The organism is Heyndrickxia vini (assembly GCF_016772275.1).
GTDB classification, from domain to species: Bacteria; Bacillota; Bacilli; order Bacillales; family Bacillaceae_C; genus Heyndrickxia; species Heyndrickxia vini.
Map to the genome: position 1 here is coordinate 34,913 of NZ_CP065425.1, position 23,214 is coordinate 58,126.

At 35.1% G+C, this 23,214-nt stretch carries 27 protein-coding genes; 26 read left to right on the top strand and 1 reads right to left on the bottom strand.

Annotation, left to right across the window (positions count from 1 at the left end; genetic code table 11):
* Positions 1-39 precede the first annotated feature (39 nt).
* The 9 genes from I5776_RS00175 (at position 40) to rsmI (ending at position 7,109) form a co-directional block, all read left to right on the top strand.
* Entirely contained in the window at positions 40-1,470 is a 1,431-nt protein-coding gene (locus I5776_RS00175) for an aminotransferase class I/II-fold pyridoxal phosphate-dependent enzyme (protein WP_202778481.1), read from the top strand.
* 73 nt (positions 1,471-1,543) lie between these two features.
* Positions 1,544-2,173: a dTMP kinase gene (gene tmk, locus I5776_RS00180; RefSeq protein ID WP_202778482.1), complete on the top strand. Its 630-nt coding sequence runs from the start codon at positions 1,544-1,546 to the stop codon at positions 2,171-2,173.
* A gap of 154 nt (positions 2,174-2,327) precedes the next feature.
* On the top strand, positions 2,328-2,657 hold the full coding sequence (locus tag I5776_RS00185) for a cyclic di-AMP receptor DarA (RefSeq protein WP_202778483.1): 330 nt from the start codon (positions 2,328-2,330) through the stop codon (positions 2,655-2,657).
* Positions 2,658-2,673: 16 nt separating this feature from the next.
* Entirely contained in the window at positions 2,674-3,114 is a 441-nt protein-coding gene (locus I5776_RS00190; RefSeq protein WP_202778484.1) for a YaaR family protein, read from the top strand.
* A gap of 14 nt (positions 3,115-3,128) precedes the next feature.
* Entirely contained in the window at positions 3,129-4,136 is a 1,008-nt protein-coding gene (gene holB / locus I5776_RS00195; protein WP_202778485.1) for a DNA polymerase III subunit delta', read from the top strand.
* Entirely contained in the window at positions 4,129-4,950 is an 822-nt protein-coding gene (locus I5776_RS00200) for a PSP1 domain-containing protein (protein WP_202778486.1), read from the top strand. The genes holB and I5776_RS00200 overlap by 8 nt, the downstream gene beginning before the upstream one ends.
* An 11-nt stretch (positions 4,951-4,961) precedes the next feature.
* Positions 4,962-5,339, top strand: coding sequence for a DNA replication initiation control protein YabA (yabA, locus tag I5776_RS00205; protein WP_202778487.1), 378 nt, complete (start codon positions 4,962-4,964; stop codon positions 5,337-5,339).
* Between the two features lie 134 nt (positions 5,340-5,473).
* The gene (locus I5776_RS00210; protein ID WP_202778488.1) at positions 5,474-6,250 is read left to right on the top strand and encodes a tRNA1(Val) (adenine(37)-N6)-methyltransferase; all 777 of its coding nucleotides are present in this window, start codon (positions 5,474-5,476) and stop codon (positions 6,248-6,250) included.
* Positions 6,225-7,109, top strand: coding sequence for a 16S rRNA (cytidine(1402)-2'-O)-methyltransferase (rsmI, locus tag I5776_RS00215; RefSeq protein WP_202778489.1), 885 nt, complete (start codon positions 6,225-6,227; stop codon positions 7,107-7,109). Before I5776_RS00210 ends, rsmI begins: the two co-directional genes overlap by 26 nt.
* 48 nt (positions 7,110-7,157) lie before the next feature.
* Here the strand turns inward: rsmI and abrB are convergent, their stop codons facing one another.
* Positions 7,158-7,439 (bottom strand): transition state genes transcriptional regulator AbrB, encoded by a 282-nt coding sequence (abrB, locus tag I5776_RS00220; RefSeq protein ID WP_202778490.1) that lies wholly within the window; start codon positions 7,437-7,439, stop codon positions 7,158-7,160.
* Between the two features lie 459 nt (positions 7,440-7,898).
* Between abrB and metG the strand changes: the two genes are divergently transcribed.
* From metG to fin, 17 genes are all read left to right on the top strand, one after another.
* Positions 7,899-9,866, top strand: a complete 1,968-nt coding sequence (gene metG, locus I5776_RS00225; protein ID WP_202780614.1) for a methionine--tRNA ligase — start codon at positions 7,899-7,901, stop codon at positions 9,864-9,866.
* Positions 9,867-10,297: 431 nt separating this feature from the next.
* On the top strand, positions 10,298-11,065 hold the full coding sequence (locus I5776_RS00230; RefSeq protein ID WP_202778491.1) for a TatD family hydrolase: 768 nt from the start codon (positions 10,298-10,300) through the stop codon (positions 11,063-11,065).
* A 226-nt stretch (positions 11,066-11,291) separates the two neighbouring features.
* On the top strand, positions 11,292-12,485 hold the full coding sequence (locus I5776_RS00235; RefSeq protein WP_202778492.1) for a G5 and 3D domain-containing protein: 1,194 nt from the start codon (positions 11,292-11,294) through the stop codon (positions 12,483-12,485).
* A gap of 120 nt (positions 12,486-12,605) precedes the next feature.
* Positions 12,606-13,166, top strand: a complete 561-nt coding sequence (gene rnmV / locus I5776_RS00240) for a ribonuclease M5 (RefSeq protein ID WP_202778493.1) — start codon at positions 12,606-12,608, stop codon at positions 13,164-13,166.
* On the top strand, positions 13,159-14,037 hold the full coding sequence (gene rsmA / locus I5776_RS00245; protein WP_202778494.1) for a 16S rRNA (adenine(1518)-N(6)/adenine(1519)-N(6))-dimethyltransferase RsmA: 879 nt from the start codon (positions 13,159-13,161) through the stop codon (positions 14,035-14,037). The genes rnmV and rsmA overlap by 8 nt, the downstream gene beginning before the upstream one ends.
* A 123-nt stretch (positions 14,038-14,160) precedes the next feature.
* The gene (gene yabG / locus I5776_RS00250; protein WP_202778495.1) at positions 14,161-15,039 is read left to right on the top strand and encodes a sporulation peptidase YabG; all 879 of its coding nucleotides are present in this window, start codon (positions 14,161-14,163) and stop codon (positions 15,037-15,039) included.
* Positions 15,040-15,291: 252 nt separating this feature from the next.
* Positions 15,292-15,561, top strand: coding sequence for a biofilm formation stimulator Veg (veg, locus tag I5776_RS00255; protein ID WP_202778496.1), 270 nt, complete (start codon positions 15,292-15,294; stop codon positions 15,559-15,561).
* A gap of 107 nt (positions 15,562-15,668) precedes the next feature.
* Positions 15,669-15,851 (top strand): small, acid-soluble spore protein, alpha/beta type, encoded by a 183-nt coding sequence (locus tag I5776_RS00260; protein WP_202778497.1) that lies wholly within the window; start codon positions 15,669-15,671, stop codon positions 15,849-15,851.
* A gap of 191 nt (positions 15,852-16,042) precedes the next feature.
* Positions 16,043-16,945: a 4-(cytidine 5'-diphospho)-2-C-methyl-D-erythritol kinase gene (gene ispE, locus I5776_RS00265; RefSeq protein WP_425490313.1), complete on the top strand. Its 903-nt coding sequence runs from the start codon at positions 16,043-16,045 to the stop codon at positions 16,943-16,945.
* Positions 16,946-17,034: 89 nt separating this feature from the next.
* Entirely contained in the window at positions 17,035-17,856 is an 822-nt protein-coding gene (gene purR, locus I5776_RS00270) for a pur operon repressor (RefSeq protein ID WP_202778498.1), read from the top strand.
* Positions 17,857-17,868: 12 nt separating this feature from the next.
* Positions 17,869-18,243, top strand: a complete 375-nt coding sequence (locus I5776_RS00275; RefSeq protein WP_202778499.1) for a RidA family protein — start codon at positions 17,869-17,871, stop codon at positions 18,241-18,243.
* A 221-nt stretch (positions 18,244-18,464) separates the two neighbouring features.
* Positions 18,465-18,758, top strand: coding sequence for a septation regulator SpoVG (spoVG, locus tag I5776_RS00280; RefSeq protein WP_058006092.1), 294 nt, complete (start codon positions 18,465-18,467; stop codon positions 18,756-18,758).
* 264 nt (positions 18,759-19,022) lie between these two features.
* The gene (glmU, locus tag I5776_RS00285; RefSeq protein ID WP_202778500.1) at positions 19,023-20,396 is read left to right on the top strand and encodes a bifunctional UDP-N-acetylglucosamine diphosphorylase/glucosamine-1-phosphate N-acetyltransferase GlmU; all 1,374 of its coding nucleotides are present in this window, start codon (positions 19,023-19,025) and stop codon (positions 20,394-20,396) included.
* Between the two features lie 13 nt (positions 20,397-20,409).
* Positions 20,410-21,366, top strand: a complete 957-nt coding sequence (locus tag I5776_RS00290) for a ribose-phosphate diphosphokinase (protein WP_107920740.1) — start codon at positions 20,410-20,412, stop codon at positions 21,364-21,366.
* Between the two features lie 150 nt (positions 21,367-21,516).
* Entirely contained in the window at positions 21,517-22,155 is a 639-nt protein-coding gene (locus I5776_RS00295; protein ID WP_202778501.1) for a 50S ribosomal protein L25/general stress protein Ctc, read from the top strand.
* 163 nt (positions 22,156-22,318) lie between these two features.
* Positions 22,319-22,876: an aminoacyl-tRNA hydrolase gene (pth, locus tag I5776_RS00300; RefSeq protein WP_202778502.1), complete on the top strand. Its 558-nt coding sequence runs from the start codon at positions 22,319-22,321 to the stop codon at positions 22,874-22,876.
* A 71-nt stretch (positions 22,877-22,947) separates the two neighbouring features.
* Positions 22,948-23,178 (top strand): anti-sigma-F factor Fin, encoded by a 231-nt coding sequence (gene fin / locus I5776_RS00305; RefSeq protein ID WP_202778503.1) that lies wholly within the window; start codon positions 22,948-22,950, stop codon positions 23,176-23,178.
* Positions 23,179-23,214 lie beyond the last annotated feature (36 nt).

The following is a 23,214-nucleotide window of genomic DNA, read 5'->3' on the forward strand; positions in this document are numbered from 1 at the left end:
TAGTACAATAAAAAGAGTTATATGAGCGAGGTTAGTTCAATGAATCAAAAACAAATTCCATTATATGAAGCAATAGTAAAATTTATAAAGAGTGATCCAATATCTTTTCATGTCCCGGGACATAAAAATAGCATATTACTTAAGCATGAATTTCCCGAACTATCGAGATTCTTAACTTATGATGTTACAGAGTTAACAGGTTTAGATGATTTACATTCGCCCGATGGACCAATATTAGAAGCCCAAAATCTATTATCCGATTATTATGGTACAAAAAGGAGTTATTTTTTAGTAAACGGAAGCACTGTTGGAAATCTAATTATGATTTTATCTGCATTTAAAGCGGGAGATAAAGTTTTAGTGCAGAGGAACTGCCATAAGTCCATTATGAATGCACTAGCTTTAGCGAAAGTATATCCAATTTTTATTGATCCAATGATTGATGAGTATACTTTTGTAGCAGAGGGTGTTGACCAATCATTAATAAAAAGTGCCTACGCTCAATATTCTGATGTGAAAGGCTTAGTTGTAACATATCCCAATTACTATGGTATGGCATCGCATTTGGAGGAAATAATTAATATCGTTCATCAACATAAAGGGGTTATTTTAGTTGATGAAGCGCATGGACCACATTTTCATCTGGGTGAGCCTTTTCCTAAGTCGGCAATCGATTTAGGGGCGGATATGGTTGTTCACTCTGCACATAAAATGCTTCCTGCTATGACTATGGGCTCCTATTTACATATTAATAGTAATTCCATTTCTTTAAGTAAGGTAGAATATTATTATTCAGTTTTACAATCCAGTAGTCCATCATATCCAATTATGATCTCGTTAGACATTGCGCGCCATTTTATTGCCAACTTCAATGAAGGAGATGTGAAGTATACTCTTAATCAAAGAGATTCATTTGTCACTTCTTTATGTAATATGGAAGGGGTAGAAGTGGTAAACGGGAATACAGAACAAGATCCACTAAAATTAATTGTTAGGTACAAAGGCTATTCGGGATATATGCTTCAACGAATATTGGAAGAGGAAAATATCTATACAGAGATGGCTGACCCTTATCAAGTAGTATTGATTCTTCCGTTGCTTAAAATGAATATGGTGTATTCGTATAATGAAGCACTTGTTAAAATTGAAAATGTATTTAAAAAATATAAACCAAAACCAAATGAGATAAAAGGATTAATAGTAGATTCGGATGATAAAATAAGTAGTTTGGTACTATCTTATGAAGAAATGGCAAATCAATCTACAGAGTGGGTTCCTTTTGGCAGTGCTGAGAAACGAGTAGCCTCTAAAATGATTATTCCTTATCCGCCAGGAATTCCAATCATTTTACCCGGGGAAGTCATAACTAGCAAAAAGATCAAATTGATTAAAGAATATATTGAGGCAAATGCAAAGTTCCAAGGGGAAACTAGTCGATTATTGAATGGGGAAATAGCGGTTTATCTATAATAGTTTATTAAATAAATTTCAGAGATGTTGTATACTATACGACAGTACATGAATGGAATTGTCGGAGGTTATTATGAGTGGATTATTTATTACTGTAGAAGGTCCAGAAGGGGCTGGAAAGACAACTGTTTTGAATAAATTAGGGAATGAATTAAAGCAACAGGGATTAAATATTGTTATGACGCGTGAACCTGGTGGAATACGTATCGCTGAACAAATACGTAAAGTAATTTTAGATAAAAGCAATACTGAGATGGATGCACGGACAGAGGCTTTATTATATGCTGCAGCACGAAGACAGCATTTAATTGAAAAAGTCATACCTGCATTGAATCAGGGAGCAATTGTGCTTTGTGACCGATTTATTGATAGTTCATTAGCATATCAAGGTGTTGCAAGAGAACTCGGAATCGAAGAAGTGTTTTCTATAAATAAGTTTGCTATTCAAGATGTTATGCCGGATTTAACCATATATTTTGATATAGATGTCGAGCTAGGACTTAAACGCATTGAAGTGAACAAGGGAAGAGAAGTGAACCGCTTAGATTTAGAAAAAATGGACTTTCATATGAATGTTCGCAATGGATTCAGAAAATTACTTGAATTATTCCCAAGCAGAATTTATGAGGTCGATGCGAGTAAGCCTTTAGAGAATGTTTATCAAGAGGTAAAAAACAAAGTAGAACAATTAATTTATAAGTAATAAACAATGGTTTAATTTGTTTACCTTGAGGGAAAATTTCTTTCAAGGTTTTCTTTTTAAAGGATTATTTAGGTTTGAACGCAAATACATATATATAAATAAATGATATAATAAAACTAACAATAATAAACTTACTATTTGGGAGGGGAGTTTTATGAAATTAATTCTTGCTGTTGTCCAGGATCAAGATAGTGCTCGTTTAATGAGTGCTATGGTAGACCATAATTTTAGAGTAACAAAGCTTGCGAGCACTGGTGGATTTTTGAAATCCGGAAATACGACTATAATGATTGGTACGGAGGATATCAGGGTTGAAAAGGCATTACAGGTTATTCGGGATAATTGCAAATCTCGCGAGCAATTGATGGCACCTGTTTCACCAATGGGAGGAAATGCAGATTCATATATCCCATATCCGGTGGAAGTTGAAGTTGGCGGTGCAACGGTGTTTGTACTTCCAGTTGAACGATTTGAACAATTTTAGTGGAGGACTTTTTAAGTTGAAAATAAACCAAGATTTTAGGATTGGCTTAGATAATAAACGAACCGATCAAAAAGCTCCTAATACTAGTAATATAAAATTTAATGAAATTATTCATAAACAAGATAAAAAACTTGTACTTGAACAAATAAATAAACTTGTTTCGGAAATAGATAATGCTGGAGAACGATTATCGCGTTCAAGGACGTTTAAAGATCTTACAAAATATAAAAACTTAATAAAGCGATTTATTCAAGAAACAGTTGATTTTGGAATGAATCTTAAGCAATCACATACTTGGAATCAATTTGGAGAAGGTAGGAAGCTTAGTATTGTTGAACAGATTGATGAACATTTAGTTGATTTAACGGAAAACTATGTGAAAAAAGAGAAATCTACTATCGATATTTTAGATAAAGTTGGGGAAATCAAAGGATTAATATTAAATATATACACGTAAGAGAGTGATGGAATTTGTTTTCGACTTGGGATGAGCTTGAGAAGGTTCAACCATTAGCGGCTAAAACGCTGAAAAACAGTTTACTAAAAAACCGAGTGGCACATGCATATTTATTTGAAGGTGAAGCTGGGTTAGGGAAAAAAGAAGTAAGTTTGTTATTTGCTAAAAGTTTATTTTGTCTTGATTTAATCGATAAGATAAATCCTTGTGAACAATGCAGCAACTGCAAACGTATTAACAGTCTCGCCCACCCGGACGTTCACATACTTGAGCCTGATGGACAATCAATAAAAAAGGAACAAATTAAAGAATTACAGCAGGAATTTAGTAAATCTGGGGTTGAGTCAAAGAAAAAACTGTATACAATCGTTCATGCGAATAAAATGACAGTCAATGCCGCTAACAGTTTATTGAAATTTTTAGAAGAACCAAATGCCCAAACCACAGCTATATTAATAACTGAACAAATACAACAAATCATTCCCACTATTCTTTCTAGATGCCAGGTTGTTTCATTTAAACCATATTCATTTAAAGAATTACAAGAAAAACTAATCTTAGATGGTATTCCCTCTACTGTGGCACCATTATTAGCCAATCTCACCAATGATCCTCAAGAAGCTAATAGGTTAAATAATGATGATTGGTTTGTACAAGCTAGAAAAATAGTGTTAAAATTATATGAGGTTCTAGGTAAAGGCTCATTATTTGCCATGGTTGAATTACAAGAGGACTGGTATAATCATTTTAAGGAAAAGAATCAGCTAGATCTTGGCTTAGATTTATTGTTGTTTATTTATAAAGATCTTCTTTCGATACAGATAGGAAAAAACAATCAATTAATATATCCGGAGCAGCATGCCCAGTTTGATAGGGATGTGATTCATTTTTCTCCAGGAATACTTGCGGACAAAATGGCTGCTATTTTAGAGGCAAAACGAAAATTGCAAGGGAATATGAATCCGCAGTTATTGATGGAACAGCTTGTCTTAAAATTGCAGGGGGGATCTACCTTTGTTTAATGTAGTAGGTGTAAGGTTTAAAAAAGCCGGAAAGGTTTATTATTTCGATCCGGAAGATCTCTCAATTCAAAAAAATGACTCTGTTATAGTTGAAACAGTAAGAGGTGTAGAATTCGGAAACGTAGTTACAAATCGTAAAACTGTTGATGAGAATGATGTGGTTCTACCTTTAAAAAAAGTCATTCGGATTGCTGATCAAAAGGATCATTTAATTGTTGATGAAAATAAAGATGCAGCAAATGAAGCATATCGGGTTTGCTGTGAAAAGATTATTGAACATCAACTTGATATGAAGTTAGTTGATGTGGAATATACATTTGATCGTAATAAAGTTATTTTTTATTTTACAGCAGATGGACGTGTAGATTTCCGCGAGCTTGTAAAAGACTTAGCATCAATTTTTCGCACGAGAATTGAATTGCGTCAAATCGGTGTTAGGGACGAGGCCAAAATGCTAGGTGGAATAGGACCTTGTGGACGTATGTTATGCTGCTCCACTTTTTTAGGTGATTTTGAGCCAGTATCTATTAAAATGGCAAAGGATCAAAATCTTTCGTTAAACCCAACTAAAATATCCGGTCTCTGTGGCAGACTTATGTGTTGCTTGAAGTATGAAAATGATGAATATGAATCTGCCAAGGAGATTCTACCCGATGTAGGAGAAGCGGTTGAAACTCCTTTAGGATTAGGGAAAGTGGTTGGGCTAAATATTTTAGAACGAATTTTGCAGGTTCAATTAGATGAACGGGTTCTAGAATTTACAATGGATGAATTACTTAGTAAAGATGCCGTATCGATCCAAGCCACGGAGTAGAGGTGTCGTTTATGGATAAAAAAGAATTCTTCGATTCAGTCAGTAATATGGAAATCCAAATTGGAAACTTATATCAGCAGCTAGGTGAATTGAAGAAAAATTTAGCTGAAATGATTGAAGAAAACAATTCACTAAAAATAGAAAATGAACATTTGCGTCGCCGACTGGATAATGGAGAATATGCCATAAATCAAGAAGGCACCTCGCAACAAAATGATGGAAATGGACAAATAGCTATTTCTAATCATAAAGAACTTGATATTGGTGAAGGTTACGATAACTTAGCTAGACTATATCAAGAAGGATTTCATATTTGCAATGTTCACTTTGGTAGCCCGAGAAAAGATGAGGATTGTTTGTTTTGTCTATCATTTTTAAATAAGAAGTAATGTATCGAATGAAGATCGCAAATTATTTAGGAAAATGTATGCTTACAAGAAAATGAAAGATAAATGAGTAGCCTTCCTTAATAATGGGAAGGCTTTTCTTTATTGTCTATATTTATGTCATGGAGGGTAGAATAATGGTTGAGCTTAAAGATGATGAACGACTTGACTATTTGCTTGCGGAAAACTTAAGAATTATTCAAAGTCCTTCCGTCTTTTCTTTTTCATTAGATGCAGTTTTATTAGCACGATTTGCTTATCTGCCAATTCAAAGAGGAGATATAATAGATTTATGCTCAGGAAATGGGGTCATTCCATTAATCATAAGTAAGCGAACAAAGGCCTCAATTAAAGGAATTGAAATTCAAGAAAGACTTTATGATATGGCATTAAGGAGTATTGAATATAATCAGTTAGATGGGCAAATACAGATGATTCATGGTGATATAAAACATATGCCTGAAAAATTTGGACAAGCAAAGTTTGATGTTGTAACATGTAATCCCCCCTATTTTTCAACGCCGCCAAAAGGCGAAAAAAATAGTAATGAACATTTAGCAATTGCTAGACACGAGCTTTTATGTACACTAGAGGATGCTATAATGGTAAGCAGCAAATTATTACGACAAGGGGGCAAGGCTGCATTTGTTCATAGACCGGGTAGATTATTAGATATTCTCACACTCATGAGAAAATATCGTATAGAGCCGAAACGTCTTAGATTTGTGTATCCAAGACAGGGGAAAGAAGCCAATACAATTCTTGTTGAAGGAATAAAAGATGGGAATAGCGATTTAAAAGTTTTACCTCCTTTGTTTATTTATAATGATGATAATCAGTATACAAACGAGGTAAAGGAAATACTATTTGGGAAGGAGGAGGGAGAAAATGCAAATACAAAAAAGTTTCCATGATGAAATGAATAAAGGAATTTTGTATCTAGTACCCACTCCTATTGGAAATTTAGAAGATATGACATTTCGAGCAATTCGTATGTTAAAGGAAGCACATATTATCGCTGCGGAAGATACAAGAAATACAAAAAGATTATGCAATTACTTTGAAATTGAGACTCCTATTATAAGTTATCATGAACATAATAAGGAAACGAGTTCGAAACAAATATTGTCTCGTTTACTTTCAGGTGAAAAGGTGGCTCTTGTGAGTGATGCGGGGATGCCGTCCATATCGGACCCCGGATATGAATTAGTTGTCGCTTCATTGGAAGAAGAGATTACTGTTGTTCCTTTGCCAGGTGCAAATGCTGCACTTACAGCATTAATCGCTTCGGGAATAAACCCACAGCCTTTTTATTTTTATGGATTTTTATCTAGGAATAAGAAAATGAGAAGGACTGAATTAGAAACATTGAACCGGCAAATATCGACATTTATTTTATATGAAGCTCCTCATCGATTAAAAGAAACTTTGAGAGACATGTCCGCTATTCTTGGGAATCGAAATATCGTCCTTTGTCGCGAATTAACGAAAAAGTTTGAGGAGTTTTTGCGCGGTACGATTGAAGAGGTCATTAAATGGTATGAAAGTAATGAAGTAAGGGGAGAATTTTGCATCATTGTTGAAGGGAGACCGACTTCGGCGGAGAATGAGCAGGAATCAATGTGGTGGACACCATTAAATATGGTTGAGCATGTGGAGCATTACATATCTCAAAAGAATTTTACATCGAAAGAAGCAATAAAGCAGGTAGCTAAAGATCGGGATAAACCGAAAAGGGAAGTATATCAGGAATACCACCGTGAGGAGAAATAGACGGATATAATAAAACAGGCATTCTATTGTGATAGAATGCCTGTTTTATTATTCTTTGTGAAATGCACTTTGAATTTCTTTAACTAGTTGTTCTGCACCTTCACGGCTAAGAACAAGTTTTCCGCCAGCAAATTGAATATTATCGTCAGAAACGTCACCTGTAATATGACATGTCATGCTTGGTTTATATTTTTTTAGAATAATTTTTTCATCGTCAACATAGATTTCTAACGCGTCTTTCTCAGCAATTCCGAGAGTACGTCGTAATTCAATAGGAATAACAACACGGCCTAATTCATCAACTTTACGAACAATACCAGTAGATTTCATTTTGTTTCTCCTCTCATTTTCTAAAGTATCTGTCGTCATTTTTCGACATATTTTTTATAACTGAATCTATCATACCAACGATTCCCAAAATCGTCAATAATTATTTTTAATTAAAAATAAATTTGTAAAACTCGTAAACTCGTTGATATATATGGGTTTTGAACACCTTTTCCGTAATATTTTAATAGTTCCAATATCAAAAAATATCAATAAATTTACATATTTAAAATTGGAAACAGATAATTCGACAATATTCTACATTTCTCCCCAGTGTCGAATAGATATAAATGATGAATAGGTAGAAAAGTTGCAGAAAAGCAAAAATTTATGTATATTTTGAAGGTATAAGAGGAAATGATGAGTTAATAGAGGAAATGAATAGGATTTGCCCAAATTGGCATTAATACACTCTCGTCCATTGGGTGAGAGTATTTTTATTTTTTAAAGGTGGGGACGAAAATAATGGAAAAAGCAAAAACATTTTATATTACAACACCGATCTATTATCCAAGTGGAAATTTACATATAGGACATGCATATACGACTGTTGCAGGTGATGCGATGGCGCGTTATAAAAGACTACGTGGTTACGATGTAATGTATTTAACCGGAACGGATGAACATGGACAAAAAATTCAACGCAAAGCTGAAGAAGGTGGTGTGACACCACAAGGCTATGTAGATAATATTGTGGCTGGAATCCAGGAACTGTGGAAAAAGTTGGATGTATCGTACGATGATTTTATACGTACAACGGAAGATCGCCACAAAAAAATAGTAGAAAAGATATTCCATCAATTAATGGAACAAGGTGATATATATCTAGATCAATATGAAGGACTTTATTGTACTCCTTGTGAATCATTTTTTACAGAACGTCAATTGGTAAATGGGAATTGCCCAGATTGTGGAAGACCTGTTGAAAAGGTAAAAGAAGAGTCGTATTTCTTCAAAATGAGTAAATATGTAGATAGACTTTTAAAATACTATGAAGAAAATCCGGAATTTATCCAGCCAGAGTCAAGGAAAAATGAAATGATTAACAATTTCATTAAACCTGGGCTAGAGGACTTAGCTGTTTCTAGAACAACATTTGATTGGGGAGTAAAAGTACCAGGGAACCCGAAACATGTCATTTATGTATGGATTGATGCTTTGTCCAATTATATAACTGCCCTAGGTTACGGTTCTGAGGATGATTCTAAGTTTCAAAAATATTGGCCAGCGGACGTTCATTTAGTTGGGAAGGAAATTGTTCGGTTCCATACGATTTATTGGCCAATTATGCTTATGGCATTAGATTTGCCACTGCCTAAAAAGGTATTTGCTCATGGATGGTTATTAATGAAAGATGGAAAAATGTCAAAATCAAAAGGAAATGTAGTGGATCCTGTTACATTAATTGACCGTTACGGTTTAGACGCATTGCGTTACTATTTACTTCGCGAAGTACCATTTGGATCAGATGGTGTTTTTACTCCTGAAGGGTTTGTAGAAAGAATTAATTTCGATTTGGCGAATGACTTAGGTAATTTACTAAATCGTACAATTGCTATGATCAATAAGTATTTTGATGGCATTATACCAACCTATCGTGGATCAGTAACCGAATTCGATGAGTCACTGCTGAACGTAAATAAGGAAACGGTTATAAAATATGAAGATGCAATGGAAAATATGGAATTTTCAGTTGCTTTAGCTTCTGTTTGGGAGCTAGTTAGCCGTACGAATAAATATATAGATGAAACGCAACCATGGGTGTTGGCAAAGGATGAAGATAAGCAAAATGAATTAGCAAGTGTGATGGTTCATTTAGCTGAGTCACTTCGCCGAGTAGCAATATTGTTGCAACCATTTTTGACACAAACACCGGTAAATATTTTCAAACAGTTAAATATAACTAATGAAGAAAATAAAAATTGGGATAGTCTTTCAATCTTTGGATCTCTTCCAAAAGACATTAAGGTCGTAAAAAAAGGTAAACCTATTTTTCCACGTCTTGAATTAGATGAAGAGATTAACTACATTAAAGAGAAGATGGCAGGCGAGCCGATTAAAAAAGAAGAAAAGAAACCCGAATCAGCAAAACATGAGGTTTCAAAAGCAGAAATTTCAATTGATGATTTCATGAAGGTCGAACTTAGAGTAGCGGAAGTCATTCACGCTGAGCCAGTAAAAAAAGCGGATAAACTGTTAAAACTTCAATTAGATTTAGGATTTGAAAAGAGACAAGTAGTTTCTGGTATTGCTCAATACTATAAACCGGAGGAATTAGTAGGACGAAAGGTAATATGTGTTACTAATTTGAAGCCGGTGAAATTAAGAGGAGAAGTATCTCAAGGAATGATTTTAGCAGGTTCGAACGATGGGGTCCTTTCAATTGCAAGTGTTGACCAAACCCTTCCTAATGGATCAATTGTAAAGTAAATGTAATATAAAAACTGCAAATCTTTAATCAATTTTATTGGAAATAACATAGTGATGTTTCACGTGGAACATTTTTCGACGGAATCCACTATGTTATTTTCTTTTTTTCATTATATTTGAATAAATTAATTTCATTATAAATAATTGTTTAGTAAGGAATTATAAGAGATAGGTTAATTGGAAGTTACGGCTTTTCTAGAATGAAAATAGTGAAAATCCTCTCAGACGATGAGAAAAGGAAATATTATTCTTAACTTGGTCCATGGCAAGGATATGTCGAAGAATGTATAGATATGTTAGACTATGAAACCTCCTTGTTTTACCAATTTAAGGAGGAAATTTCCCTAATGAATTGTAATCTAAATGTTAAAGGAATGCAAAGCTTGTGTAGAGTTTTTAGTATAAAATAAAATTGGAAAAGAGGAAGAGAAATGTTATTCGATACACATGTTCATCTTAATGATTCACAGTATGCTGATGATCTTGAAGTAGTGATACAAAATGCAAAAGAAGCGGGCATATCCAATATGGTAGTAGTTGGTTTTGATCGTCCAACAATCACGAAAGCGATGGAACTTGTTGAACGGTATGAATTTCTTTATGCAAGTGTTGGATGGCATCCCGTAGATGCGATTGATATGACTGAACAAGATTTAGCATGGATTGAACAGTTGGCAAAACACCCTAAAGTGGTTGCGCTAGGTGAAATGGGTTTAGATTATCATTGGGATAAGTCTCCAAAGGACATTCAAAAGGATGTGTTTCGGAAACAAATACGATTAGCAAAGAAAGTAAAAATGCCCATAATTATTCATAATCGAGAAGCGACACAGGACATCGTAGATATACTAAAAGAAGAGGGTGCAGAAGAAGTTGGCGGTATTATGCATTGCTTTAGTGGAAGTACTGAAGTGGCTAAAGAATGTATCAATATGAACTTTTTCATCTCCTTAGGCGGCCCAGTGACCTTCAAAAATGCAAAAAAACCAAAAGAAGTAGCATCTGAGATTCCATTAAGTCACCTATTGATAGAAACGGATTGTCCGTATTTAGCGCCACACCCTTACAGAGGAAAAAGAAATGAGCCAGCATATGTAAAGCTTGTAGCTGAGCAAATTGCTGAAATTAAGGGGATAACATTAGAGGAAGTGGCTGAACAAACGAATAGAAATGCCAAAAAGTTATTTGGCATCGATTGATAGGAGAAAATGACGAAAAGATTATCATCTTGTCCGTTATTTTTTCAAAAAATTTAAAGGTTCTACATGTCTCACTTACCTCATAGGATAACCTTGTCGATAAGTCACCCTTCTCCTTTCTGTAGAATGTGTAAAAACAGAATTAAAGTTTTTTTTAAACTGGAAGGTTGACAGTCGGCAAGATCGTCTATATAATCTCACGAAGAGAAGGAGGCGTTTCATTTTCATGAATTTTAAGCATGTGAAAAGCCTGTTTTCCAAAACAGCGAGTAGTAAAAGACTTACTATTGTGGTTACCAGTTCCCTCGTTTTTGTAGCGGCATTAGGGTTGATTACCTATGAAACTACTAAAAAAACAGTCGCTATGACCCTTGATGGGAAGGAAAAGATTATAAGGACACACTCAAAAACGGTAGGTAATATTCTAGAGGAGTTGGATATCGAATTACACTCAAATGATTATTTGTCCTTACCCGCGGAGACGACGGTAAAGGATAAGTTATCCTTTGTATGGGAACCAGCGAAGCAAGTACATCTAACAATTGATGGAAAGCAGCGAAGTGTTTGGACGACAGAAGATACTGTGAAGGACTTACTTAAAAACGAAAATATTAGGATTGGAAATCACGATCAAGTGAGACCAAAACTAAATGAAAATATCTCTGAAAATATGAAAATAGATATTTCAAAGGCATTTTCACTTACACTTAATGATGGTGGGAAGAAGAATAAGGTTTGGTCAACTTCGACTACTGTCGCTGACTTTTTAAAGCAACAGGGAATTAAACTTGAAGAATTAGACCGTACGAAACCGGATCTAGACAAAAAAGTTAGTCCAGAAGATGTAATCAAAGTGATCAGAGTTAAAAAAGTCAGCGATGTGGTGGAAGAACCAATTGATTATGCTGTGCAAACAAGAAAAGATACGGACCTACTTAAAGGTCAGGAAAAGGTAATACAGCACGGTCAAAATGGATTGGTTAGAAAAGAATATGAAGTGACAAAAGAAAACGGTAAAGAAGTTAGTCGAAAATTAATAAATGAAGACCTAATTAAAAAAAGTAAAGAAAAGATTGTTATGGTAGGAACAAAAGTTGTGACTGCGCAGGTTTCTCGCGGTGAAGCTAGTGGTACGGAATATTATGTGTCATCTACAGCCTACACTGCTGATTGCAACGGATGTTCAGGGCATACGGCAACGGGAATTAATCTTCGGTCGAATCCTAATATAAAAATTATTGCGGTGGATCCTAGTTTCATACCTCTTGGAACAAAGGTATATGTTGAGGGATATGGATATGCTATTGCAGCAGATACGGGTGGTGCAATAAAAGGCAGAAAAATTGATGTGTTTTTTAGTAACCATTCCCAAGCATATAGATGGGGGAGAAAACAAGTTAAGATTCGAATTTTAAATTAATGGCTAATGCAGAGGACCTTCCTCTGCTTTTCTTTTTTATGTTAATACAATTATAATATAAGTGGTTTATAATATTAGACGAAATTTGTTACAAAAATGTTTCATTATTTTGGAGGAAAAATGAAAATAAAAGAAATTATTGTAGTCGAAGGAAGAGATGACACAACAGCAATTAAAAGAGCTGTTGATGCAGATACAATTGAGACGAACGGCTCAGCAGTTTCAAAAATGACAATTGAAAAAGTCAAACTAGCGCAAGAAAAAAGAGGGGTAATCATCTTTACGGATCCTGATTATCCGGGGGAAAGAATTCGCAGAATTGTAGCAGAGAATGTTCCGGGCTGTAAGCACGCTTTTATTAAAAAGAAAGATGCAAAACCTACTTCCGGAAGAGGAATTGGGGTGGAGCATGCTTCTCCCGAGGTTATACGGGATGCTTTGAAAGAAGCGCATACGATGGAGAATGAAATTACCGAAGTCATTACCCAAGAAGACTTAATTCTAGCGGGATTAATTGGTGGAGATAAAGCGAAGGGAAGAAGAGAAAGATTAGGTGAGTTATTGAAAATTGGCTATACAAACGGTAAACAGCTACATAAACGATTAATGATGTTTCAAATTAGTAAGGAAGCGTTTGTAGAGGCTTATGAAACAGTTTTACGGGAGGAAAAACATGCATAAAGATATTGCAACGCCAGTACGAACGAAGGAAATCTTACAAAAGTACGGATTTTCTTTTAAGAAAAGCTTAGGTCAAAACTTTTTAATTGACCCCAATATTTTAAAGAATATTACAGAGCATGCAGGATTATCAGAGGATTCTGGAGCAATTGAAATAGGACCTGGGATAGGCGCATTAACAGAACATCTTGCAAGAGCAAGCAAAAAGGTAGTAGCGTTTGAAATAGATCAGCGTCTACTTCCGATTCTAGAGGATACCTTATCACCTTATAGTAATGTTAAAGTCATCCATCAGGATGTGTTAAAAGCAAACATCCATCAAATTGTTGAAGAGGAATTTAAAGAAGTTAATGATTTAATGGTAGTAGCTAATTTACCATATTATGTGACGACTCCAATCATCTTAAGATTGTTATCCGAACATTTGCCACTGAGAGGAATTGTAGTTATGCTTCAAAAGGAAGTAGCTGATCGAATTAGCGCAAAACCGGGTACGAAGGAATACGGTTCCTTATCGATTGCAATTCAGTATTATACAAAAGCGGAGACCGTCATGATAGTTCCGAAAACAGTTTTTATGCCACAGCCTAATGTAGATTCGGCAGTGATTCGATTGACTTTGCACGATAAACCTATTGTCGAAGTGGATAATGAGGAATTCTTTTTTCAAGTGACACGTGCTTCTTTTGCACAAAGACGAAAAACAATCTTAAATAATCTAACAAGTCAACTACCAAATGGAAAAGAATTGAAAACAGAGATTCTGAAGTCTTTAGAAATATCGAATATTGATCCAACAAGAAGGGGAGAAACTCTTTCGATTGAGGAGTTTGCTTTTCTTTCTAATCAACTCTTTTCTATCTACAAATAATCCGTGAATTGAAAGGGCAGCCATAAAAGATTTGGTTTGCCCTTTTTTGCACACCTTCTATTTTTTCGCATAGCCTAGTGTTAGAAGTTATGATTACTTGCTTTTCAATGGAGTTGACACCTCATGAGCGTGGCTATTAATTCAATTGTGGGACGAAAATCGTATCATTGTGACCTCTTGTTTAGAGTGATTGATATAAAAGAAAAGAATGGTGTAAAGAACGCGATTCTTTACGGAGAGGATTATCGGTTAATTGCGGATGCGCCATTTGCAGATCTTGTCACGGTCGATTCGGAGGAACGTTCAAAAATTTCAAGGGAATTTCGATCATTAGAGGCACAATCGCTGGAATTGTTTCAACAAGATATTGATTTATTGCGACAAAAACGCGAATATAAAGCAACCAACGGTTACAGTCAAGAATATAATTATTTTCATATTCCCGGTCGTGTTCTTCATCTTGATGGGGACCCTTCCTATTTAAAGAAGTGTATTGATTTATATGAAAAGATCGGGGTAAAGGTATATGGTGTACACTGCTATGAGAAAGATATGCCTCAGCAGATCGGTCCGTTAATTGAAAAGTTCCGGCCGGACATATTAGTCATTACCGGTCACGATTCATATTCTAAGTCAAAAGGCAAAAAGACAGATATTAATGCATATAGACATTCGAAGTATTTTGTAAGAACAGTAATAGAAGCAAGAAAAAGGGTACCACATTTAGATCAATTAATTATCTTTGCAGGTGCTTGTCAATCTCATTTTGAATCACTGATCCATGCGGGAGCAAACTTTGCAAGCTCGCCATTACGGGTAAATATTCACGCACTTGATCCAGTCTATATTGTTGCTAAAATTAGCTATACATCTTTTATGGATCAAGTAAATGTATGGGATGTATTACGCAACACATTAACAGGAGAAAAGGGTTTAGGCGGAATAGAGACAAAGGGCGTCCTCCGTACTGGTGCGCCGTATAAACCAATAGTGGAGGACTAAAATAATATCTCTAATGAATATTTCATTAGGGATATTTTCATTTTTACCTTCCACATGGTATATACAAATTTCTTACATATTATTTATGTTATTGGGAAAAATAGTTTGTGAAAAGATCGCTTGTAAAAAAAACTGTTATTTTGATGAATGAAAAGTATTGACAGTACAATCGTTTCATTGATAAAATAATTATTTTATATTTGACCTTTTTCACATAAAGTGTTATACTATTACATAGTGAGGTGGAGCGAAATGCCAAAAACATTAACTGACATTAAAAGATCGCTTGATTCCAATTTAGGAAAACGATTAATGTTAAAAGCTAATGGTGGACGAAGAAAAACAATTGAACGTTCGGGTGTTTTGGCAGAAACTTATCCATCAGTTTTTGTCATCGAATTAGATCAAGAGGAAAACTCGTTTGAACGTGTTTCCTACAGCTATGCAGATGTGCTTACTGAAACGGTCCAACTAACCTTCTATGATGAAGCAACAGGAAATATAGTATTAGGGCAGCAGTAAACATTATGTTTACTGCTTTTTGTTTTGCACATTAATGTAACTTAACTTATAAATACGCTTGGTACGAACATACTATATATGCGGCTTGTTAAAGGGGGATTTTCATTATGGGCAGAAAACGAGGAATGATGTCTGACCGGTTCAAAGAGGAACTGGCAAAGGATTTAGGTTTTTATGATGTCGTTAAACAAGAAGGTTGGGGCGGCATAAAGGCGAGGGATGCAGGGAATATGGTTAAGCGTGCCATTGAAATTGCTCAACAACAACTTGCTAACAATAAGAATTCCTAAAAAGGCAACTCGAGCTCAGGGGAGGATAATAATTTACATGCCGCAAGACCGAGTGGATTCCTCGGTCTTTTTTTTCTATATTAATAAGGACTTCCAAAGAATGCGTGAAAATGGTAAAATACAATACTTGTGAAGAGGTTATATGGCAATTATTGTTTGTGGTAAAATAGTACAAACTTATAAATACATAAATGAAAATTAATGTTGAATTAGAGTGGGTGGGTATATTGACAATTTTTATAAAAGCACCGGCTAAAATAAATTTAACTTTGGATGTTCTAAACAAACGGAATGATGGTTATCATGAGGTTGAAATGATTATGACTACGATTGATTTATCGGACCGCATCGGATTATCTGAAATGAGCGGAAACGAAATTCGTATTATTTCACAGAATCGATTTGTTCCGGATGATCAACGTAATTTAGCCTATCAAGCGGCAAGAATTCTAAAGGAAAAGTTTAATGTTAAGCAAGGTGTGAGTATTACCATTGATAAAGCAATTCCAGTAGCCGCGGGATTAGCTGGTGGCAGCAGTGATGCAGCTGCGACATTAAGAGGCTTAAACAAACTATGGAATTTAGGTCTTACTTTAGACGAACTTGCTGAAATTGGGGCTGAAATTGGTTCAGATGTTTCTTTTTGTGTATATGGTGGAACAGCAATGGCAAAAGGACGTGGGGAGAAGATCACGTATTTGCCAGCCCCGCCTAATTGTTGGGTAATATTGGCGAAGCCATCAATCGGTGTTTCGACCGCTGATGTATACCGTAATTTAGATCTATCAAAAGTTAACCATCCTGATTCCAACGCAATGATTGCAGCACTTCAAAATGGAAGTTATTCAACAGTCTGTAACTGTATTGGCAATGTGTTAGAAAGTGTAACTTTATCAATGCATCCAGAAGTCCAACATATTAAAGAACAGATGGAGCGATTTGGCGCAGATGCCGTATTAATGAGTGGAAGTGGACCAACAGTTTTTGGCCTTGTCCAATACGATTCTAGGCTGCAAAGAATTTATAATGGATTAAGGGGATTTTGTGACCAAGTATATGCGGTTCGTATGCTTGGGGAGCGATTTTCAGAATAATAAAAAGAAATGGTAACTGCTCCATAGACAGAAACCGTACATTAATGTAATATTGTCTATAAATATTCGGGTTTTTAGGAGGTGTGACATTGAAGTTTCGTCGTAGTGAACGGTTAATAGATATGACGCATTATTTACTTGAACGCCCAAAAGAGTTGGTCTCACTAACCTTCTTTTCAGAAAGATATGAATCAGCCAAGTCTTCGATTAGTGAGGACCTAGCGATTATTAAGGATACATTTGAAAAGCAGGGTATAGGCTCACTTCAAACAATTCCTGGGGCGTCTGGAGGAGTAAAATATATTCCACGTACGAATAAAGAGGATGCAAAGAAATTCATTAGTGAATTATGTCAATTAATTGCAAATTCTGATCGATTGTTACCTGGTGGCTATTTGTACTTAACTGATCTTCTTGGAAATCCGCAAATAGTAAGTAAAGTAGGTAAATTGCTAGCTTCATCATTTGCAAATACTGAGATTGATGTCATAATGACAGTTGCTACTAAAGGGATTTCCATAGCTCATGCTACAGCTGCCTATTTAAATGTACCGGTTGTCATTGTGAGAAGAGATAGTAAAGTGACAGAGGGATCGACAGTCAGTATTAATTATGTTTCTGGTTCCTCAAAAAGAATCCAAACAATGGTGCTTTCAAAACGAAGCTTAAATGAAGGTGCAAAAGTCCTCATCGTCGATGACTTCATGAAAGCGGGCGGAACAGTAAAAGGAATGGTCAATCTTTTAGATGAATTTAATGCATCGCTAGCTGGGATTGCCGTATTGCTTGAGTCTGAAGAAGCAGAAGAAAGATTAGTGGATGATTATGTATCCTTAGTGAAATTAATGGATGTTGATGTGAAGGAAAAAAAGATTAAAGTCATTGAAGGCAATTATTTTACGAACAAATAAGGGGGATGTTTTATGAAAAAGGTTTCAACAGTTGATGCACCGGCTGCTATCGGGCCGTATTCACAAGGAATGATTGTGAATAATATTTTTTATAGTTCCGGACAAATTCCACTTACTGCGGACGGTTCCCTTGTAACAGGAGATATTAAAGAACAGACACATCAAGTATTTAGAAATTTAGATGCAGTTTTAAAAGCGGCAGGTGCTTCATTTGATACAGTGGTTAAAGCAACTGTATTTATTAAAAATATGGATGAGTTTGCAATAATTAATGAAATCTATGGGGAATATTTTTCAACACATAAGCCTGCAAGATCTTGTGTAGAAGTTTCAAGACTTCCAAAAGATGTTTCAATAGAAATAGAGGTAATTGCCTTAATTAAATAGAATGTCTAATCGGCTTTTTTGAAAATGGCCGATTTTTTTTATGTCATAATTGTTTAAAATAGGTATATTTGGTCGATAACTAGTTAATATGCAGTAAATTAAATAGAGAAATATTGGTACTTATAAATTTTTTAAAAAATTTTACAATTTAAGAAGGAATATATCAAAATATGTTGAATACTTTAACTAGATTCAATCTATGTGAAAAGGTGGTGAATAGGATGGAAGTAACAGATGTAAGGTTACGCCGTGTTAATACAGAGGGGCGTATGCGTGCGATTGCTTCTATTACACTAGATAATGAATTTGTTGTTCATGATATTCGTGTAATTGATGGGAACAATGGATTATTTGTAGCAATGCCAAGTAAACGTACTCCGGATGGAGAGTTTAGGGATATAGCTCATCCAATCAATTCTAATACTAGAAGTAAGATTCAAGAATCAGTATTAGCGGAGTATCATCGTTTAGGAGAGTTAGAAGAAGTTGAGTTTGAAGAAGCTGGCGCTTCCTAACAGATTAAAGCAGCAAGAGCCTACTCCAAAAAGTAAGGCTCTTTTTTTATGCTTACTAAGGGAAAGGTAAACCTTCATATTCAGTTATTTTGCATCTTACACTGTATTCCTCTACCCTGCATTTTTAAATTCTAATCCGTATATTTCTTAAAATAATATTATTTACAATTGACAATTCTTTGTATATCCCGATGTTTCCTTGAAATTAAGCTTAAATTGCGATATATTTTTTTATGGATAAAAAGGTTTATTGGGGGACCAAATATGACAAATCGATTTGCTGTTATTTTAGCTGCAGGCCAAGGAACACGGATGAAATCAAAACTCTATAAAGTATTACATCCTGTATGTGGAAAGCCCATGGTAGAACATGTTGTTGACCAAATCAGTAAATTGAAAATCAATAAAATGGTTACGATAGTTGGCCATGGAGCAGAATTGGTAAAGGCGAAATTAGAAGGAAAAACAGCTTTTGCGCTTCAGGAAGAACAACTAGGAACTGCCCATGCTGTTATGCAAGCGGATAAAGTTTTAGCTGAAGAAGATGGTGTTACTTTAGTTGTTTGTGGTGATACCCCTCTTATTCAAGCGGAGACAATGGAAGCATTGATGGGTCATCATGAGGAACAAAATGCTAAAGCGACGATATTAACAGCATATACAGAACAACCCGAAGGCTATGGAAGAATTATTCGAAATGAACAAGGCTTCGTAGAAAGAATTGTTGAGCATAAAGATGCAACAGAAGATGAACGTAAAGTAAAAGAAATTAATACCGGTGTTTTTTGTTTTGATAATAAAGCTTTATTTCAAGCACTAAGTAAAGTTTCTAACGATAATGTACAAGGTGAATACTATTTGCCTGATGTAATTGAAATTTTGAAGAATCAAGGTGAAATAGTTTCTGCTTATCAAACAGAAAACATGGATGAAACTTTAGGTGTCAATGATCGAATTGCTCTTTCAAATGCAGAAAAAATTATGAAAAGGCGAATTAATGAGTATCATATGAGAAATGGTGTATCGATTATAGATCCGGAGCAAACGTATATTGGACTAGATATTATCATTGGATCAGATACAGTTATATACCCTGGTGTACAATTATCAGGACAAACGATCATTGGTGAAGATTGTATTATTGGACCAAATTCCGTAATTAAAGATTGTACAATCAATAACGGAACTGTTATTCACCAATCAGTTGCTCATAATAGTGCGATTGGTGCAAATGTAAAGATTGGTCCATTTGCTCATATCCGTCCAGACTCTAATATATCCGATGACGTAAAAATAGGAAACTTTGTTGAAATTAAAAAGGCGAAGTTTGGAAAAGGAAGCAAGGCATCGCATTTAAGTTATATAGGAGATGCAGAAGTTGGGTCCGATGTAAATATTGGTTGTGGCTCAATTACTGTAAACTACGATGGTAAAAATAAATATTTAACAAAAATTGAAGATGGTGTGTTTGTTGGATGCAATTCCAACTTAGTTGCTCCTGTTACAGTTGGAAAAAATGCTTATATTGCAGCAGGGTCAACTATTACAAAAGATGTACCTGGCGACGCATTATCCATTGCACGTGCAAGACAAGTGAATAAAGAGAATTATGTAAATAAATTAAAACACAATCAATAATTGGAGGTCCATCATGTCTAACCAGTATCTTGATCCTAACTTGAAAATCTTTAGTTTAAATTCAAATCATAAATTAGCAGAAGAGATTGCAAAAGTAGTTGGAGTAGAACTTGGTAAATGCTCTGTCACTCGATTTAGTGATGGAGAAATACAAATTAATATTGAAGAAAGTATTCGTGGGTGCGATGTATATGTTGTGCAACCAACGAGTGCCCCAGTGAATGAAAGCTTGATGGAACTTCTAATCATGATTGATGCACTTAAGCGTGCATCTGCGAAAACAATTAATATCGTTATGCCTTATTATGGATATGCTCGCCAAGACCGTAAAGCAAGAGCGAGGGAACCGATTACGGCTAAGCTTGTAGCTAATCTTATTGAAACGGCAGGAGCAACAAGAGTTATCGCATTAGATTTACATGCTCCGCAAATCCAAGGATTTTTTGACATTCCAAATGACCACTTAATGGGTGTACCAATCTTAGCTGATTACTTTAAAAAGAAGAAATTCACTGATGATATTGTCATTGTTTCTCCGGATCACGGGGGAGTTACTCGTGCTCGTAAAATGGCCGATCGTCTAAAGGCACCAATTGCAATTATTGATAAACGTCGTCCAAGACCAAATGTCGCTGAAGTAATGAATATTGTCGGTAATATTGAAGGGAAAATTGCAATTCTAATTGATGATATTATTGATACAGCGGGTACGATAACATTGGCTGCTAATGCATTAGTAGAAAATGGTGCGAAAGAAGTGTATGCATGCTGTACTCACCCTGTGCTATCAGGCCCAGCTATTGAGCGCATAAATAATTCAAAAATTAAAGAACTAGTTGTTACAAATTCAATTGCATTATCAGAAGAAAAGAAATCAGATAAAATAGTTGAATTATCGATTGCTGCATTATTAGGAGAAGCAATTATTCGTGTACATGAAGAATTATCTGTAAGTACACTATTTGATTAATAGATGGGAAGAATGAGACTGGCATTTTGTGCCGGTCTTTTGTTTTATAGATGAATGCTTATATTATAATTCCCTTCTTTATGTTTAGAACTTTCTTTATTAGGGGAAAGATATGTAAGAGGGTTTACATATTCAAGGAGGTTGATAATAATGGCGGCAGTACTTGAAGCGATTAAACGTGATAATAAACAAAGATCGGAATTAAAAAACCTACGAGATATGGGAAATATCCCAGCAGTTATTTATGGGTATAATGTCGAAAATACACCGATTTATGTAAGCGGAGCGGAGTTCATAAAAGTCATTCGTGATGCAGGAAGAAATGGAGTTATCTCCCTTAATGTCAACGGAGATAAACGTAACGTTATTTTAAATGCATTTCAAGAGGATTGTCTTAAAAAGGATATTATTCATATAGACTTTTTGGCAGTAGATATGAAGGCGGAAATTGAAGCGAATGTTCGGGTGGAATTAGTTGGAGATAGCGCGGGAGTAAGGGATGGAGGAGTGCTACAGCAATCCGTTCATGAGTTGACTGTCACTGCGAAACCAGATGAATTGCCGGATGCAATCCAAGTGGATGTCACTAATCTCCAAGTAGGAGAAACAGTTACGGTTGCGGATATTAAAGGAAATTATTCTTACCAAATTACACAAGAGGAAGAATTAACGATTGCTTCAGTATTAGCCCCACGTCAAGAAGAGGAAATTAGTACTGGAGAAGAACAAGAACCAGGAACTCCTGACAACTTAGAAGGTAGAGAAACTACAGAGCAACCAAATGGGTAAAAACTCTATCATTAATGTAAAATCATAACGGGCGTAACCGAATGGGTTACGCCTTTTTAAATATTTTACTTTTATCCGCTTCATATACATAATAATAGGATAAAGATTAATAATTAACATTGATAATATGTATATATGATATAGTAAAATAGAGGTGTAAAGAATGAAATTAATTGTTGGTTTAGGAAACCCTGGTTCGCAGTATGACCGAACAAGACATAATATTGGTTTTGAAGTAATTGATGAATTGGCAAGACGTTTCCATACTCCATTAAGTCAAGCAAAGTTTAAAGGCTTGTATGCAATGGTAAATAATTATGGGGAAAAATTCATTTTATTAAAGCCACTTACATATATGAATTTATCGGGTGAAAGTATCCGCCCAATTATGGATTATTATAATATTTCTCTAGAAGATCTTGTCGTCATTTTTGATGATATGGATTTACCGGTAGGGAAAATTCGCTTACGTCAAAAAGGAAGTGCTGGTGGACATAATGGAATTAAGTCGACGATTGCCCATTTAGGAACACAGAATTTTAATCGAATTCGTATTGGAATCAATCGCCCCGAAAATGGAATGTCCGTCCCTGATTATGTATTAGGAAAGTTTAGGAAAGATGAGTGGGAAGAAATACAAACAACCATCCAAAAAAGTGCGGATGCATGTGAAGAATGGCTTAAGAAACCTTTCCTTGAGGTAATGAATAATTATAATTAAGCTTGCCGTGAATAACTCATTATTAACAGGTTAATACTAAATAAAAAGTACTGTTGATAGGGGGCCTCAATATGGCGATTCATTATTTTTGCCGTCATTGTGGTACAAATATAGGAAGTATTGACCATCAATCACTTCATTCAAAACAAATTGGCATTCAAACACTAACAAATGAAGAGAGACAGGAAATGGTTTCTTATGAGTCAAATGGGAATATTCATATCCATTCTATTTGTGAGGATTGTCAGGAAGCATTTGAAAGAAGTCCAAACTTACATGAATATGATTATTTGATTCATTAACCGCTTTGGAGAAAAGCTCCAAAGCATTTTTCTGTT

Bases quoted from the DNA above. Each gene is read 5' to 3' on its own strand.
- I5776_RS00175 (WP_202778481.1), top strand. From the start codon at position 40: ATGAATCAAAAACAAATTCCATTATATGAAGCAATAGTAAAATTTATA.
- tmk (WP_202778482.1), top strand. From the start codon at position 1,544: ATGAGTGGATTATTTATTACTGTAGAAGGTCCAGAAGGGGCTGGAAAG.
- I5776_RS00185 (WP_202778483.1), top strand. From the start codon at position 2,328: ATGAAATTAATTCTTGCTGTTGTCCAGGATCAAGATAGTGCTCGTTTA.
- yabA (WP_202778487.1), top strand. From the start codon at position 4,962: ATGGATAAAAAAGAATTCTTCGATTCAGTCAGTAATATGGAAATCCAA.
- I5776_RS00210 (WP_202778488.1), top strand. From the start codon at position 5,474: ATGGTTGAGCTTAAAGATGATGAACGACTTGACTATTTGCTTGCGGAA.
- rsmI (WP_202778489.1), top strand. From the start codon at position 6,225: ATGCAAATACAAAAAAGTTTCCATGATGAAATGAATAAAGGAATTTTG.
- abrB (WP_202778490.1), bottom strand. From the start codon at position 7,439: ATGAAATCTACTGGTATTGTTCGTAAAGTTGATGAATTAGGCCGTGTT.
- I5776_RS00230 (WP_202778491.1), top strand. From the start codon at position 10,298: ATGTTATTCGATACACATGTTCATCTTAATGATTCACAGTATGCTGAT.
- I5776_RS00235 (WP_202778492.1), top strand. From the start codon at position 11,292: ATGAATTTTAAGCATGTGAAAAGCCTGTTTTCCAAAACAGCGAGTAGT.
- rnmV (WP_202778493.1), top strand. From the start codon at position 12,606: ATGAAAATAAAAGAAATTATTGTAGTCGAAGGAAGAGATGACACAACA.
- rsmA (WP_202778494.1), top strand. From the start codon at position 13,159: ATGCATAAAGATATTGCAACGCCAGTACGAACGAAGGAAATCTTACAA.
- yabG (WP_202778495.1), top strand. From the start codon at position 14,161: ATGAGCGTGGCTATTAATTCAATTGTGGGACGAAAATCGTATCATTGT.
- veg (WP_202778496.1), top strand. From the start codon at position 15,292: ATGCCAAAAACATTAACTGACATTAAAAGATCGCTTGATTCCAATTTA.
- I5776_RS00260 (WP_202778497.1), top strand. From the start codon at position 15,669: ATGGGCAGAAAACGAGGAATGATGTCTGACCGGTTCAAAGAGGAACTG.
- ispE (WP_425490313.1), top strand. From the start codon at position 16,043: ATGAAAATTAATGTTGAATTAGAGTGGGTGGGTATATTGACAATTTTT.
- I5776_RS00275 (WP_202778499.1), top strand. From the start codon at position 17,869: ATGAAAAAGGTTTCAACAGTTGATGCACCGGCTGCTATCGGGCCGTAT.
- spoVG (WP_058006092.1), top strand. From the start codon at position 18,465: ATGGAAGTAACAGATGTAAGGTTACGCCGTGTTAATACAGAGGGGCGT.
- glmU (WP_202778500.1), top strand. From the start codon at position 19,023: ATGACAAATCGATTTGCTGTTATTTTAGCTGCAGGCCAAGGAACACGG.
- I5776_RS00290 (WP_107920740.1), top strand. From the start codon at position 20,410: ATGTCTAACCAGTATCTTGATCCTAACTTGAAAATCTTTAGTTTAAAT.
- I5776_RS00295 (WP_202778501.1), top strand. From the start codon at position 21,517: ATGGCGGCAGTACTTGAAGCGATTAAACGTGATAATAAACAAAGATCG.
- pth (WP_202778502.1), top strand. From the start codon at position 22,319: ATGAAATTAATTGTTGGTTTAGGAAACCCTGGTTCGCAGTATGACCGA.
- fin (WP_202778503.1), top strand. From the start codon at position 22,948: ATGGCGATTCATTATTTTTGCCGTCATTGTGGTACAAATATAGGAAGT.